Below are 14,378 nucleotides of genomic sequence, written 5' to 3'. Positions count from 1 at the left end.
CCTCTCTGTTACTTATTTACTCTTTATTTAACCCACGCCTGCGCCCATGTCACCCCGTCGTCCACTCTTTCACTACACGGCCCTCTTCCTGTCTAAAGGCTTACAATACTTCTAAAGGAATCTTTCGGTTTTTGACGACTCGCTTTTTCCTCTCTAAGTGTCCTTGTTCACGTAAGTTCTTTTTCCATGTGAAGAGAGTTCTGACGCCGACATCAAAAACCTTGGCTGCCTCGACATGGCTGTGCCCCTCTTTGATGTAATCTAATGCTCGCTGTTTAAAATCTGTACTACATGCATAGCTTTATTATAACATGCTTGTTTGAAACTAAGCAACTATAAAATATTAGCAATAAGCCTATTTAGAAATTTTAATATAGGAGGTGAAAAATATAGAGCAACAAACTTTTATATCTATACTTTTGTTGAGAACTTAGAAAGTATAGGAGATAAACCGTCACAATGGAACTCTGATTTGAATCATTTACTCAATGAAGAGGGTATGTATCTGAATAAAGAGGCTTTGATTCATTTTGAGTATAATGAATCAGAAAAAAATATGGTATTATAAATAGGAAAAGGAGATAAATTATCATGGAAATTAATCAAGTAATCATTAACATTTCTGCTAGACATGTTCATTTAAAGAGGGAACATTTAGATATTTTATTTGGTGAAGGATACCAACTAAACAAGTTAAAAGATTTGTATCAGCCTGGTGAATTTGCTGCTGAAGAACAGGTTACAATTCAGTCGGCATCTGGCGAGATTAATCGTGTCAGGGTATTAGGACCAATTCGTCCTTATACACAAGTTGAGGTTTCTAAAACAGATTCTAGATTATTAAAGATAACTCCACCAGTACGTACTTCGAGTGAGATTGAAAACTCTTCACCGATTACCATTATAGGACCTAATGGAAGAGTTAATTTAGATGAAGGGTGCATTATTGCTAATAGACATATTCACTTTGCCACAGAAGAAGCTGAGGAAATGGGTCTTAAAAATGGAGATATAGTTTCTGTTGAAGTAAAAAGCGAAAAAAGTGCTACTTTGCATGATGTTCATTGCAGAGTGAGTGATAAATATAGATTGGAAATGCATATTGATACTGATGATGCGAATGCACTTCTTTTATCAGGAGGTGAGATTGGCACGATTATAAAAGAGTAGAAATGGAGATTATCGAAAGTTGATTAAGGCATTAATAATTAGAAATTTGCAAATGTATACTAGATTTTTTCCAGTAGCTCTATTCCTGAATCGATTGTTAGATGCCATTTTTCAGCTTTTAGGGTATTGGTTAATTGCTCATTATCTTTTTAATAACAAATTAGTAGTTAGTCAAGTAGAAGTGATTGATTATTTTACTTTCGCTGCTGCTGGGATGCTTTACTACAATGTTGCTGTTGCTATTTTGATGAATGTAGGGCGTTCATTGATGGTTGAGGTCCGAGAGGGAACCTTGGAAAGCTTATTTATAACTCCATATAGTATTTTCAGCTATTATATAGGCGTGTTCATTGAACAGCTTGGAAGAACTTTTATGGAGTTTTGTTCACTTTTTATTATTTCTATTTTGCTCGGTGCAAAGTTCATGGCAACTCCAATATCCTATTGGCTGTTGAGTTATGTTGTTATTGTTTTAATATCATTTTCTATGAGTGTTTTTGTTGCTAACATAATGCTCTGGTTAAGAGATACATTTATAAGTCAGAATACGTTATTTATTTTGATATTTTTAGTATCTGGTGTTACATTTCCTAGGACAGTGCTTCTTGATTTTCTAAAATGTGTTGGTGATTTATTACCAATTACTTATGGCTTAGAGATAGTTAGACTAATATCTTCTGGAGATTTGGAATCGCTTCAACTATGTCTATTGATTTTTAAAGTTTTACTTCTCTCATTAGTTTTTATTGTGATTGGCTTGCTCAGCTATAAAAAGGTGGAGAAGAAAGTGATCGAATATTTAACAATTTAGGAGAATTCCGATGTTAGAAGTAAAAAATGTATCTAAAAGTTATCTTACAAAAACGAAGATTAATTTACTAAAAAGAAAAAGCAAGCTATTAATAATGTTTCATTAAAAATTCCAAGAGGAAAAATAATTGGAGTTTTAGGAGAAAATGGGGCAGGCAAAACAACCTTAATAAAAATGATGACAACGCTTCTAAAACAAGATTCAGGAGAAATTACAATTAATGGAATTGATATTAATGATAATTTAAAGGATACTCGAAGTAAAATCAATGTTATAAGTGATGGAGAGAGAAATCTTTTTATATGGTCTAAAATTGATACTTCAATTTCATATGACCACTTATTGAGAAAATTAACATCTGAATATGATGTGTCAGAGAAAAAAGCAGATAAAGACTTGAAAAGAATTATTAACCAATTTAGTGAACTTGAGTTTGTTTCAGTTAATACTCTTCGAAAATCAAATTCAAACCGCGTCAGCGTCGCCTTACCGTACTCAAGTACAGCTTGCGGCTAGCTTCCTAGTTTGCTCTTTGATTTTCATTGAGTATAAGGGAGGTTAATGTTGCTTTTTCTGAAATATATTTAATGCTTATATCGAAAATACTTAGAAAAGTCTTGAAGTTTTGTGGCTCTTTATCAACTTGTAGTGGGGTGATGAAAAGAGTGGTTAATACTAGACATACTTCAAAAAGCATTGTACGATAGTAACATGAAATTAGCTAAACAAGAAATCACCTTTCTCTTTAAAGACCTTACTAAGCCTCTAACACAAAGTCTTCCAATCGTTCTGCTTTGTTTGATGGGAAAATCCTATCAAGAGATGATAGAGCGTCTAGACTGTAGTTTGGTGAAATTTAAAGAAGGATGAGGAGTTAGGTTCGGACTCTCTCCTTCAAGAAAGACGTGGTGGTTGTAACCACGTTTATATGACAGTCAAGGAATAGATAGTTTTCCGGTCATTTGAAAACTTCAGAGGAAGAGGAAGTTGTTACAGTAGATTTCCTGCAAAATCTAGATTGAATTGTAATAAAAATGAATTCATTGCTTATAACGTACCGGACTAGGATATACAGGCCGTTGTAGGACAAGTGTTCTAGAGATTGTTTCTCAGGAGGTTTAGTGATACTCCATTTCTTCAGTCCTATCAAAAGGAGATTAGTCGTTCCTACACAGGTGATGCTTTCTGTCAACTGTTGAAGCGACATAGCTGGCGCACTGTTGCCCTAGATCCTAAGAAAGCAGGCGCTCAAACCATTGCCGCGTCTAAACATCCCATCTCTATTCAAGAAGGTAAGAAAACGCTTTAAAGATAGTAGATGCTTTCGTAAGCTTGGGTTCATGCATCAAAGATGAGGCTGGTTTCGGATAGGCAGTAAACTAGGATCTTGTTAGCCACCTAAAGGAATAGGTCCTCCTGTCCATAGTCATTCCGTGCATGAATTCTCTTACTGTTAGAGAGCTGTTGATGCTTATAGAGGAGCATCCTTTTTCCTGCTTGCCGGAGGATGCCATACTGAATGGAGGAAAGCTTGTTTACAAGAACTGTCACAGGCCTATCCAACTGATTTTATTTTACTAGTCATGGATGCCCTAGGGCATCCATCAAGTAGCTTAACTATTCCAAATCATATTGGCTTTCCCTTTATTCCCCCATACAGGCCAGAGATGAATCCTATTGAACAGATGCAGAAAGAGCTTGGTGAAGGTGGCTTCCAGAATAAAGCATTTCAAACCTTGGAAGCTGGCATTGATACATTTCAAGAGATCATACAAGGATTAGAGAGGAGTGTTGTAAAGTCCATCGTTAAAAGAGAATGAACCAGAATGCTTTTTGAAAATAGATATGAGTATTAGTTGAACTGCCCTATGCCGAACGGCACCTACGGTGGTGTGAGAGGGACTAGTCTTAGCCCCTACTCGATTCAATCTGTACCCACACAATTCTTCTTTTTTTATCTTGTGATTCACTCTGTTCTATTTTAAAATGAAATGGTAGCTACCAATATAAATGATGAGGATAAAACAAATGACTGAAAATCGTTATGAATTAAATAAAAATTTGGCACAGATGCTCAAAGGTGGGGTTATCATGGACGTTCAAAATCCTGAACAGGCTCGTATTGCAGAGGCTGCTGGTGCGGCTGCTGTTATGGCTTTGGAGCGGATTCCAGCTGATATTCGTGCAGCTGGTGGTGTTTCCCGTATGAGTGATCCAAAGATGATTAAGGAAATCCAAGAAGCGGTTAGCATTCCAGTGATGGCTAAGGTTAGAATCGGGCATTTTGTTGAAGCTCAGATTTTAGAGGCTATTGAGATTGACTATATCGATGAGAGTGAAGTTTTATCTCCAGCTGACGATCGTTTCCATGTGGACAAGAAAGAATTTCAAGTACCTTTTGTCTGTGGAGCTAAGGACTTGGGGGAAGCCTTGCGTCGTATCGCTGAAGGTGCTTCCATGATTCGTACTAAAGGAGAACCGGGTACAGGAGATATTGTCCAAGCTGTTCGCCATATGCGTATGATGAATCAGGAAATTCGCCGTATTCAAAACCTACGCGAGGACGAACTTTATGTTGCTGCCAAGGAATTGCAAGTCCCTGTAGAATTGGTTCAATACGTCCATGAACATGGGAAATTGCCAGTTGTAAACTTCGCAGCTGGAGGCGTTGCAACGCCAGCAGATGCTGCACTTATGATGCAATTAGGGGCAGAGGGTGTATTTGTCGGTTCAGGTATTTTCAAGTCAGGAGATCCTGTTAAACGAGCGAGTGCCATTGTTAAGGCTGTGACTAACTTCCGTAATCCTCAAATCCTAGCTCAAATCTCTGAAGATTTAGGAGAAGCCATGGTTGGTATCAATGAAAATGAAATCCAAATTCTCATGGCAGAGAGAGGAAAATAGATGAAAATCGGAATATTGGCCTTGCAAGGTGCCTTTGCAGAACATGTAAAAGTGCTAGAAAAATTAGGAGTCGAGAGTGTTGAAATCAGAAATTTAGAGGATTTTCAGAAATCTCAGAGTGACTTGTCGGGTTTGATTTTGCCTGGTGGTGAGTCTACAACCATGGGCAAGCTCTTACGAGATCAACATATGATGACTCCTATAAGAGAAGCTATTTTATCTGGTTTACCAGTCTTTGGAACCTGTGCAGGCTTGATTTTGCTGGCTAAGGAAATTACTTCTCAGAAAGAGAGTCATCTAGGAACTATGGATATGGTGGTCGAGCGCAATGCCTATGGGCGCCAATTAGGAAGTTTCTATACGGAAGCAGAATGTAAGGGAGTTGGTCAGATTCCAATGACCTTTATCCGTGGTCCAATTATCAGCAGTGTTGGAGAAGATGTAGAAATTCTAGCAACAGTGAATAATCAAATCGTTGCAGCCCAAGAAAAAAATATGTTGGTAACTTCTTTTCATCCTGAATTGACTGATGATGTAAGCTTGCACCAGTACTTTATAAATATATGTGAAGAAAAAAGATAGTAAAAAAGCGCAAAAAATCACTTCCTGTGCTATACTATAATTGAAATTTTTTTAGTTTTTGCGTTAGAAATGTTTCCTCAGTCCTAGCGCCTTTTCTTTTTGATAAGTATGCTTGGTGGAGAGTAGTTTGTAAATGATTCTGAAGATCTTATGAGCACAAGCAATGACGGCTTTCATATTGCTTCCTCTTTAGGAAATTCGATTATAAAACTCTAAGCAGGCTCTGCCTGCTTAGAGTTTTACATGTAATAAACAATGGCGATGTATTGGAGTGCGGACGCAGCTAGGATAAAGAGATGCCAAATCATGTGGAAATAAGGTTTTTTCTTGGCGTAAAATCCAGCCCCAACTGTATAAGAGAGTCCGCCAGTTACCATGAGACTCCAGAAAATTGGTGTCGTTTGACTGATAATGGCAGGAATGATAGCCAGAACCAACCAGCCCATAATCAGGTAAAGAGCAAGGCTAAATTTTTCATTGACTTTTTTAGCAAGGATTTTATAGAGAATACCAAAGATGGTCGTTCCCCATTGGATAGCAATAATCAGATAGCCAAACCAGTTATTCATCAAGGTTAAGACGACTGGCGTATAAGAGCCTGCGATAGCCACATAAATCATAGAATGGTCAATAATTCTCAAGACGTATTTGTGGGTCGAACCATAGGCCATAGAGTGGTAAATGGTGGATGAGAGGAACATGAGAAAGAGACTGATAACGAAAATGGAAACGCCGATAGAGGATAAAAAGCCATGTGCTTCGTAACTATAGGTGGATGAAATAGGGAGTAAGATGAGCATGATGACTGCACCCACAGCATGGGTCACACTATTAGCAATCTCTTCTCCGAAACTGAGTTGTTTGCTGAGTTTAAGACTAGTGTTCATTGGATTACCTCCTCTTGAGTATGATGGATTAAGGCTAGGGTTTGATGATAGAGTTTAACGGTTTGGCAGCTGGTTTGGATGATAGGGTTAGCTGGGTCAATTCCTTGGTTCATGTAGTTCACAAAAGCATCGTAGAGTTGCTCTGAACTTGCTTGACTTTGTAGAGTATTCAGTGTCTGAGCGATTTCTTGAATCGAAAATACAGACTTGAGGGTTGTGATAGCAATCAGACGGGCAATCTGTTGACGTTGGTATTTTTTCTTGTCAGGTTTTGTCAGGTAACCATGTTTGACATAATTGTTAACCATAGATGCTGTCAGGCCTTTGTCTTTATCAGGAGAGATAGGGGCACAGACCTGATTGACATAGAGTAAAACCTGGTCCAGATAGAGGTCAATATTTGGAATTTCTGCCCATTTTGGGTAGGAAAAGGTAGTTTTCATTTTCAACTCCTTTTTATCTAGTTTTAATAACTAGATTATAAAATAACAAAAACAGAAAGTCAAGTTTTAACTGCTTGTAGAAAGACTTAAATTATGCTAGGATGGGAGAAACTAGTCAGAAATGAGGAGAAAAGATGGAGATTCGTTTAGCTTTTCCAAATGAAGTAGATGACATCATGCAAGTGATGGAGGATGCTAAAAAATGTTTAGCGGATGCTGGTAGTGACCAGTGGCAAAATGGTTATCCAAATGCTGATATTATTATTGAAGATATTATCTCAGGTCAAGCCTATGTAGCCTTGGAAGAGGGAGAACTACTAGCCTATGCTGCTGTGACCAAGAGTCCAGAGGCAGCCTATGAAGCCATTTATGAAGGCAACTGGCAAGTTGGGGAGTCAGAGTACCTAGTCTTTCACCGTATTGCTGTGGCAGCAGATGTGCAGGGACAGGGAGTTGCTCAAACCTTTTTAGAGGGCTTGATTGAAGGTTTTGATTATCTAGATTTTCGCTCAGATACGCATGCTGAAAACAAAGCTATGCAGCATATTTTTGAAAAACTCGGTTTTAAACAGGTTGGTAAGGTTCCAGTTGATGGCGAACGCTTGGCCTATCAAAAATTAAAGAAATAATGCAAAAGAAGTATGTAAAAATGCTCTATTCTTCGCCGATTGGCTCCCTTTCTCTCGTAGCTGATGACCATTATTTGTATGGAATTTGGGTTCAGGAGCAGAAGCATTTTGAGAGGGGACTAGGAGATGAGACGATAGAAGCAGTTGTTAGTCATCCCATTTTAGACCCAGTTATTACTTGCTTAGATGCTTACTTTAAAGGCAAGCCTAAGGATTTATCCGACTTGCCCTTGGCTCCAATTGGAACGGATTTTGAAAAGCGAGTTTGGGACTATTTACAGGGAATTCCTTATGGTCAGACAGTGACATATGGGCAAATAGCCCAAGACCTGCAAGTGCCTTCTGCTCAAGCAATTGGTGGAGCGGTAGGACGCAATCCTTGGTCTATTCTAGTACCTTGTCACCGTGTGCTGGGAGCAGGCAAGCGTCTGACTGGTTATGCCGCAGGAGTGGAAAAGAAAGCCTGGCTCTTGGAGTATGAAGGCGCAGATTTTAAAGATATAAATAATAGAAAGTGAAAGACATGTTAGAATTTATCGAATACCCAAAATGTTCAACTTGTAAAAAAGCAAAACAAGAATTAAACCAACTCGGTGTGGACTACAAAGCCGTCCATATCGCCGAAGAAACACCTAGCCAAGAAGTTATTTTAAACTGGCTGGAAACCTCAGGGTTTGAATTGAAGCAATTTTTTAACACCAGTGGAATCAAATACCGTGAATTAGGGTTAAAAGATAAGGTAGGAAGTCTGTCAAACCAAGAAGCAGCTGAGTTGCTAGCAAGCGACGGCATGTTGTTAAAACGGCCAATTTTAGTAGAAAATGGAACTGTTAAACAAATCGGTTATCGAAAACCTTATGAAGAATTGGGATTGAAATAGTTTTTACTTATCTCTCTGATAGATAAAATATATAACCTCCCTGTTTTAAAGTATGATAAACTAGTAGGTAGACAAAGACTGTATCTGACCGTAGCAAATAATTTCATTGACGGCAGAAGTATGGTAGAATGAATCATTATCAGGAGAGGATGTTTTTATGAATGTTACAACGATTTTAGCATCAGATTGGTATCAAAACTTGATGCAATTGATTCCGGATGGCAAGCTTTTTAGCTTGCGTTCGGTCTTTGATGGAATTCCGAGAATTGTTCAACAACTTCCAACAACGATTATGTTGACAATTGGTGGTGCCTTTTTTGGCTTGGTTTTGGCGCTTCTTTTTGCCATTGTGAAGATCAATCGTGTTAAGATTTTATATCCCTTGCAGGCCTTCTTTGTTAGTTTCTTAAAAGGGACACCGATTTTAGTGCAGCTCATGTTGACCTACTACGGAATTCCTTTGGCTTTGAAAGCCCTCAATCAGCAATGGGGGACTGGTCTCAATATCAATGCCATTCCAGCAGCAGCTTTTGCGATTGTCGCCTTTGCCTTTAATGAGGCAGCTTATGCTAGTGAAACCATTCGTGCAGCCATTCTCTCAGTCAATCCTGGTGAGATTGAGGCGGCACGTAGTCTGGGGATGACCCGAGCACAAGTTTATCGTCGCGTGATTATTCCAAATGCGGCCGTTGTGGCGACTCCAACCTTGATTAACTCCCTCATCGGCTTGACCAAGGGAACTTCCCTAGCCTTTAGTGCGGGTGTTGTGGAAGTCTTTGCCCAAGCTCAGATTTTGGGTGGTGCCGATTATCGTTATTTTGAGCGCTTCATCTCCGTTGCTCTTGTTTATTGGGTAGTCAATATCGGAATTGAGAGCCTTGGTCGTTTCATCGAGAGAAAAATGGCTATTTCTGCACCAGATACAGTGCAAACAGATGTGAAAGGAGACCTTCGTTAATGATTAAGATTTCGAATTTAAGCAAATCCTTTTCAGGACAGACTGTCTTGGATCATCTGGACTTGGATATTCAAAAAGGGGAAGTTGTAGCCTTGATTGGTTCTTCAGGAGCTGGAAAATCAACCTTTCTTCGCAGTCTCAATTATCTTGAAACACCTGATAGTGGCTCGATTCAGATTGATGATTTCTCGGTTGATTTTTCTAAAATCACTCAAGAAGAAATCCTTGCCCTACGTCGCAAGTTATCTATGGTATTTCAGCAGTTTAATTTGTTTGAGCGCCGTACAGCACTTGATAATGTGAAAGAAGGCTTGGTTGTTGTCAAGAAATTATCTGACCAAGAAGCGACTAAGATTGCCAAGGAAGAGTTGGCTAAGGTTGGGCTTTCTGATCGTGAAAACCATTACCCTCGCCATTTATCAGGTGGACAAAAGCAACGGGTTGCCTTGGCGCGTGCGCTTGCTATGAAACCAGATGTCTTGCTCTTAGATGAACCAACTTCAGCCCTTGACCCAGAATTGGTCGGTGAAGTAGAGAAGTCTATTGCAGATGCTGCTAAGTCAGGTCAGACCATGATTTTGGTCAGTCATGACATGTCCTTTGTAGCCCAAGTGGCTGATAAGATTCTCTTCTTAGATAAGGGGAAAATCATCGAGTCTGGAACACCAGATGAGATTATCCACCATCCTAAAGAAGAGCGGACAAAAGAATTCTTCGCTAGTTACAAACGGACTTATATTTGATATAATAGATAAAGAAAAACTCAGTTAGCTGGACTAGCTGAGTTTACTCTTTAAAAAGATAGAAATGAGAGAAATCATGCTACTGCAACTATTTTCTTTATATTTCGAGAGTTTGATCTTAACCACCATCCTCGTCCTGATTTTTTTAGGAATTTGGATTGGACTGAGAGCCATGTCGGGAGTTGATAAGACAGCCAAGGCTCGCCAAGCCCATCTCTATGATATGATTATGATTGGGGTCTTGGTTGTTCCAGTATTATCCTTTGCGGTTATGAGTTTAATTCTTGTTTTCAAGGCATAATCCTTGCGTGATTGACAAGAAAGAGTTAGAATAAAGATAGTTACAACAAGAAAGAAGGAAACTATATGTACGATACTATTATTATCGGTGCTGGACCTGCAGGGATGACTGCAGCCTTGTATGCTGCTCGAAGCAATTTGAAAGTAGCTTTGATTGAAGGTGGTCTGCCAGGTGGTCAGATGAATAATACATCTGATATCGAAAATTACCCAGGATATGCTAATATTAGTGGACCTGAATTGGCAGAAAAGATGTTTGAACCGCTTGAAAATCTCGGTGTTGAGCACATTTATGGATATGTTGAAAATGTCGAAGACCATGGTGATTTTAAGAAAGTGATGACTGACGACCAAACATATGAAACTCGTACCGTTATCGTAGCAACTGGTTCTAAACACCGTCCTTTGGGAGTACCTGGAGAAGAAGAACTGAACAGTCGTGGTGTTTCTTACTGTGCCGTGTGTGATGGTGCTTTCTTCCGTGACCAAGATTTGTTGGTAGTTGGTGGTGGAGATTCAGCTGTTGAAGAAGCCCTCTTCTTGACTCGTTTTGCTAAGACTGTTACCATTGTTCACCGTCGTGACCAACTTCGTGCTCAAAAGGTTTTACAAGACCGCGCCTTTGCGAATGAGAAAATCAGCTTTATCTGGGATTCTGTAGTGAAGGAAATCAAGGGTGAAAACCGAGTAGAATCTGTCGTATTTGAAAATGTGAAAACAGGTCAAGTGACAGAACAAGCCTTCGGTGGCGTCTTTATCTATGTTGGATTGGACCCTCTTAGCGATTTTGTTAAAGAATTGAATATCCAAGATCAGGCAGGCTGGATTGTGACAGATAACCACATGAAAACTGCAGTTGACGGTATCTTTGCAGTTGGAGATGTTCGCCAGAAAGACCTTCGCCAAGTAACAACAGCGGTTGGAGATGGAGCTATCGCTGGTCAAGAAGCCTATAAATTTATCACAGAACATAGTTAATCATAAAAAAGTTTCCAATCAGATGACTGGAAACTTTTTTATAGTCTGTTTCGGAAAACTTCGTACATGAGAATGGCCGCAGCAACACTGGCATTAAGGCTTTGAACATGGCCATTCATGGGAATGGTAATCATTTCATCGACCTGTTTTTTAATGTTGCTAGAGATGCCTTTTCCTTCATTTCCGATGATGAGGGCGATTTTCCCTTTTGTATTCCACTTATGGCAAGGAGTACCGTTCATATCCGTTCCAAAGGTCCAGAAGCCTTCATCCTTGACTTTGTCCAGAGTTTGGCTCAGATTGGTCACTCGGGCGATGGGAACGTGCTCGATAGCACCTGTGGCCGTTTTGGCAACGACGGGGGTAACACCTACAGCACGGTGCTTGGGAATGATGACACCTGAAACATTGGTCGCATCGGCTGTTCTCAGGATGGATCCTAGGTTGTGAGGGCCAGTCAAACCATCCAGAATCAATAGCAAAGGATTTTCTTCTTGGCGTGTTTTGGAAAGGATGTGATCTAGCTCGCTATAGGCAAATTCGGACACTCGTAAAACAAAACCTTGGTGGACAGCACCTTCAGTCATCTCAGAGAGGGATTTTTTTGAGGTCCAAGAAATGGACACCTTCTTTTCTGTAGCCAGTTCCTTGACTTTCTCAAGATTCTTACCTCGGAGATTTTCTTGGAGGTAGAGTTTGTTTCCAGTATTTGCAAGGAGGGCTTCGGTAACGGCGTGGACGCCATAGACAATATCATTTGTTTTCATGCCTCTATTATAACACAAAACCCCGTCTTGCAACGGGATTTTCTTTATTCTAGAATCAGTAAACCATCTTTAACTGCAAATGGGTCTTTTTCATTGATACGATCGTAAAACATGATACCGTTAATGTGGTCAATTTCATGCTGAACAACAATGGAGTTGTAGCCTTTGAGTTTGATACGGTGTTTTTCTCCATTTTTGTCAAAGTAGTCAACAGTAACGCGGGCATGGCGAACAACATAGCCAGGCACGTTGCGGTCTACAGACAGGCAACCTTCTCCTTCGCCAAGAGCAGCATCTTGAACAGAGTGAGAGACGATTTTTGGATTGTACATAATGGCTTGCAAGTCGTAGGCTTCCTGTGGAGTTTCGCCTTCTTCAACAATATTAGGTACCAAAACAGCGATAATGCGTTTTGAGATATCCAACTGAGGAGCAGCAAGTCCAACCCCACCGCGGAGTCCCATTTTTTCAGCCATGACAGGATCTTGGGAATGTTTAAGGAATTGCATCATCTTTTCGCCTAGGATAATTTCCTGGTCAGATAGGGGGAAAGTGACTTCCTCAGCAACTGCGCGTAGAGTTGGATTCCCCTCGCGGATAATATCGTTCATATCAATTAAGTGAGCAGCTTTTGTAATACGTTCTATTGCAGACATTTTCTCTCCTTTCATTACCTCTACATGATAACACAAAATGACAAGGATTGAAAGTATTATAGCCTTTAGGATTTATAGAAAATAGATAGGAAGTTCAATTCATACTCAATGAAAATCAAAGAGCAAACTAAGAAGCTAGCCGTAGGTTGCTCAAAGCACTGCTTTGAGGTTGTAGATAGAACTGACGAAGTCGGTAACATATATACGGTAAGGCGACGCTGACGTGGTTTGAAGAGATTTTCGAAGAGTATCAATTGTGAAAGAATTACTTATCTATGATATAATAAAAAGAAAAGGCTTGCATAAGAAAGTAGGGAGAATGAAGATGAAAAGAAGACAAAATCGAAATCAGGGTGGTTTAGCTTTTCGTTTTATGAAGGGCTTGGTAAACTTTTTTAGGAGTTATCGCAGGTGGAGCAATAAAGGATTTGTGGCGGTACTCTTGCTAGCAGTTGCCTTATCAATGGGCTTGGTCTTGTTGGTTGAAAGTTTCCAAGGAATCCCTTTAACCAGTCAAAAACGAGATACTATTTCTCAAGAGGGGACTAAGCAAAAGTCTCAGGAGCAGGAAGAGGAAAAAACTGCCAGAATTATGGCTAATGGGGATTTGCTCTACCACGATGGACTTTTCTTTTCAGCTAAAAAAGAAGACGGTACCTATGACTTTCATGAGAATTTTGAGTATGTGACACCTTGGCTCAAGCAAGCAGATTTAGCTATTGGTGATTTTGAAGGAACCATCAATAAGGATCATTATTTAGCGGGTTATCCTCTCTTTAATGCTCCTGCTGAAGTTATGGATGCCATTAAGGATGCAGGTTATCATGTGCTAGATTTAGCTCATAATCATATTTTGGATTCGCAAATTGAGGGAGTTATTTCAACGGCCGATATTATTGAAAAAGCTGGAATCACTCCAATCGGAGTTTATACGCATGAACCACGTGATCAGGCTCCGTTGGTCATTAAGGAAGTGAATGGAATCAAGGTTGCTCTTTTGGCCTATTCCTATGGATTCAATGGAATTGAACGGTATATTTCTCAGGAAGACTATAATCGTTATCTTTCAGATTTAAACGAAGATAAGATGAAGGCTGAAATTGAACGGGCAGAGAAGGAAGCAGATATCACCATTATCATGCCTCAGATGGGTGTGGAGTATCGATTGGAACCAACTGAGGAACAAAAAGCTCTTTATCACAAGATGATTGATTGGGGGGCGGATATTATTTTTGGAGGGCATCCTCACGTTGTGGAACCATCTGAAACGGTTGAAAAAGATGGAGACAAGAAACTCATTATCTATTCAATGGGGAACTTCATTTCCAATCAACGGATTGAATCTATGGGAGATGAAGAAAATGCTAAGTGGACTGAACGTGGCGTTCTCATGGATGTAACCATTAAGAAGAAGGATGGAAAAACAACTATCGGAACAGCTAAAGCTCATCCTACTTGGGTCAATCGAACACCAAAGGGAACCTTTTCACCAGAAGGCTATCCTTTATATCATTATCAAACCTATATCTTGGAAGATTTTATAGAGGGTGGCAGTCATCGTGACCAGTTAGATGAAGCGACTAAGGAACGAATTGATACAGCCTATAAAGAAATGAACGAACATGTGGGATTGAAGTGGGATTAGCTTGAATAGACTTCCTGCGAAACAA

At 39.7% G+C, this 14,378-nt stretch carries 17 protein-coding genes and 3 pseudogenes; 15 read left to right on the top strand and 5 right to left on the bottom strand.

Annotated features, from left to right (window positions below; translation table 11 throughout):
• Positions 1-103: 103 nt before the first annotated feature.
• Positions 104-289 (bottom strand): annotated as a pseudogene (locus HT736_RS04690) (IS630 transposase-related protein); the annotation flags it as partial.
• A 302-nt stretch (positions 290-591) separates the two neighbouring features.
• On the opposite strand from HT736_RS04690, the gene pduL reads away from it, so the two are divergent.
• The 7 genes and pseudogenes from pduL to pdxT all read left to right on the top strand — a co-directional run bounded on the left by pduL (position 592) and on the right by pdxT (position 5,467).
• On the top strand, positions 592-1,170 hold the full coding sequence (pduL, locus tag HT736_RS04685) for a phosphate propanoyltransferase (RefSeq protein ID WP_000405172.1): 579 nt from the start codon (positions 592-594) through the stop codon (positions 1,168-1,170).
• 19 nt (positions 1,171-1,189) lie between these two features.
• Positions 1,190-1,981 carry an ABC transporter permease gene (locus HT736_RS04680; RefSeq protein ID WP_050208676.1) on the top strand — a complete coding sequence of 264 codons (792 nt, stop codon included), beginning with the start codon at positions 1,190-1,192 and terminating at the stop codon, positions 1,979-1,981.
• A gap of 87 nt (positions 1,982-2,068) precedes the next feature.
• Entirely contained in the window at positions 2,069-2,497 is a 429-nt protein-coding gene (locus HT736_RS04675; RefSeq protein ID WP_080674662.1) for a PqqD family peptide modification chaperone, read from the top strand.
• Positions 2,498-2,752: 255 nt separating this feature from the next.
• Positions 2,753-2,924: pseudogene (locus tag HT736_RS11690) on the top strand (IS630 family transposase); the annotation flags it as partial.
• A 195-nt stretch (positions 2,925-3,119) separates the two neighbouring features.
• Positions 3,120-3,801 (top strand): annotated as a pseudogene (locus tag HT736_RS11685) (IS630 family transposase); the annotation flags it as partial.
• A gap of 208 nt (positions 3,802-4,009) precedes the next feature.
• The gene (gene pdxS, locus HT736_RS04665) at positions 4,010-4,885 is read left to right on the top strand and encodes a pyridoxal 5'-phosphate synthase lyase subunit PdxS (RefSeq protein WP_000138526.1); all 876 of its coding nucleotides are present in this window, start codon (positions 4,010-4,012) and stop codon (positions 4,883-4,885) included.
• Positions 4,886-5,467, top strand: coding sequence for a pyridoxal 5'-phosphate synthase glutaminase subunit PdxT (pdxT, locus tag HT736_RS04660; RefSeq protein WP_054388010.1), 582 nt, complete (start codon positions 4,886-4,888; stop codon positions 5,465-5,467).
• 239 nt (positions 5,468-5,706) lie between these two features.
• Here the strand turns inward: pdxT and HT736_RS04655 are convergent, their stop codons facing one another.
• Together HT736_RS04655 and HT736_RS04650 are read right to left on the bottom strand one after the other, a co-directional pair.
• A complete protein-coding gene (locus HT736_RS04655) occupies positions 5,707-6,354 on the bottom strand; it encodes a hemolysin III family protein (RefSeq protein ID WP_001097999.1) in 648 nt (215 codons plus the stop codon).
• Positions 6,351-6,797 (bottom strand): DUF1836 domain-containing protein, encoded by a 447-nt coding sequence (locus tag HT736_RS04650; RefSeq protein ID WP_000858721.1) that lies wholly within the window; start codon positions 6,795-6,797, stop codon positions 6,351-6,353. Before HT736_RS04650 ends, HT736_RS04655 begins: the two co-directional genes overlap by 4 nt.
• A 134-nt stretch (positions 6,798-6,931) precedes the next feature.
• Here HT736_RS04650 and HT736_RS04645 point away from each other — a divergent pair, with 134 nt between their 5' ends.
• The 7 genes from HT736_RS04645 to trxB all read left to right on the top strand — a co-directional run bounded on the left by HT736_RS04645 (position 6,932) and on the right by trxB (position 11,285).
• Positions 6,932-7,426 carry a GNAT family N-acetyltransferase gene (locus HT736_RS04645; RefSeq protein ID WP_000405855.1) on the top strand — a complete coding sequence of 165 codons (495 nt, stop codon included), beginning with the start codon at positions 6,932-6,934 and terminating at the stop codon, positions 7,424-7,426.
• On the top strand, positions 7,426-7,944 hold the full coding sequence (locus tag HT736_RS04640) for a methylated-DNA--[protein]-cysteine S-methyltransferase (protein WP_023934081.1): 519 nt from the start codon (positions 7,426-7,428) through the stop codon (positions 7,942-7,944). The genes HT736_RS04645 and HT736_RS04640 overlap by 1 nt, the downstream gene beginning before the upstream one ends.
• Before the next feature lie 5 nt (positions 7,945-7,949).
• Positions 7,950-8,306 (top strand): arsenate reductase family protein, encoded by a 357-nt coding sequence (locus HT736_RS04635; protein WP_023934080.1) that lies wholly within the window; start codon positions 7,950-7,952, stop codon positions 8,304-8,306.
• A gap of 157 nt (positions 8,307-8,463) precedes the next feature.
• On the top strand, positions 8,464-9,264 hold the full coding sequence (locus HT736_RS04630; protein ID WP_001103446.1) for an amino acid ABC transporter permease: 801 nt from the start codon (positions 8,464-8,466) through the stop codon (positions 9,262-9,264).
• On the top strand, positions 9,264-10,007 hold the full coding sequence (locus tag HT736_RS04625; protein ID WP_000590965.1) for an amino acid ABC transporter ATP-binding protein: 744 nt from the start codon (positions 9,264-9,266) through the stop codon (positions 10,005-10,007). The genes HT736_RS04630 and HT736_RS04625 overlap by 1 nt, the downstream gene beginning before the upstream one ends.
• Before the next feature lie 76 nt (positions 10,008-10,083).
• A complete protein-coding gene (locus HT736_RS04620; RefSeq protein ID WP_000926599.1) occupies positions 10,084-10,308 on the top strand; it encodes a DUF4059 family protein in 225 nt (74 codons plus the stop codon).
• Between the two features lie 65 nt (positions 10,309-10,373).
• Complete coding sequence (gene trxB / locus HT736_RS04615; protein ID WP_000272299.1) at positions 10,374-11,285, top strand: thioredoxin-disulfide reductase; 912 nt, start codon at positions 10,374-10,376, stop codon at positions 11,283-11,285.
• 38 nt (positions 11,286-11,323) lie between these two features.
• Here the strand turns inward: trxB and rlmB are convergent, their stop codons facing one another.
• Both rlmB and def read right to left on the bottom strand, forming a co-directional pair.
• A complete protein-coding gene (rlmB, locus tag HT736_RS04610; RefSeq protein WP_000855766.1) occupies positions 11,324-12,052 on the bottom strand; it encodes a 23S rRNA (guanosine(2251)-2'-O)-methyltransferase RlmB in 729 nt (242 codons plus the stop codon).
• Between the two features lie 44 nt (positions 12,053-12,096).
• On the bottom strand, positions 12,097-12,708 hold the full coding sequence (gene def, locus HT736_RS04605) for a peptide deformylase (RefSeq protein WP_172930794.1): 612 nt from the start codon (positions 12,706-12,708) through the stop codon (positions 12,097-12,099).
• 325 nt (positions 12,709-13,033) lie between these two features.
• On the opposite strand from def, the gene HT736_RS04600 reads away from it, so the two are divergent.
• Positions 13,034-14,353 (top strand): CapA family protein, encoded by a 1,320-nt coding sequence (locus tag HT736_RS04600; protein ID WP_000830204.1) that lies wholly within the window; start codon positions 13,034-13,036, stop codon positions 14,351-14,353.
• Positions 14,354-14,378: the final 25 nt, after the last annotated feature.

Source organism: Streptococcus sp. 339 (assembly GCF_013277285.1).
Taxonomy (GTDB): Bacteria; Bacillota; Bacilli; order Lactobacillales; family Streptococcaceae; genus Streptococcus; species Streptococcus pseudopneumoniae.
This window is presented reverse-complemented; position numbering and strand designations above follow the sequence as displayed.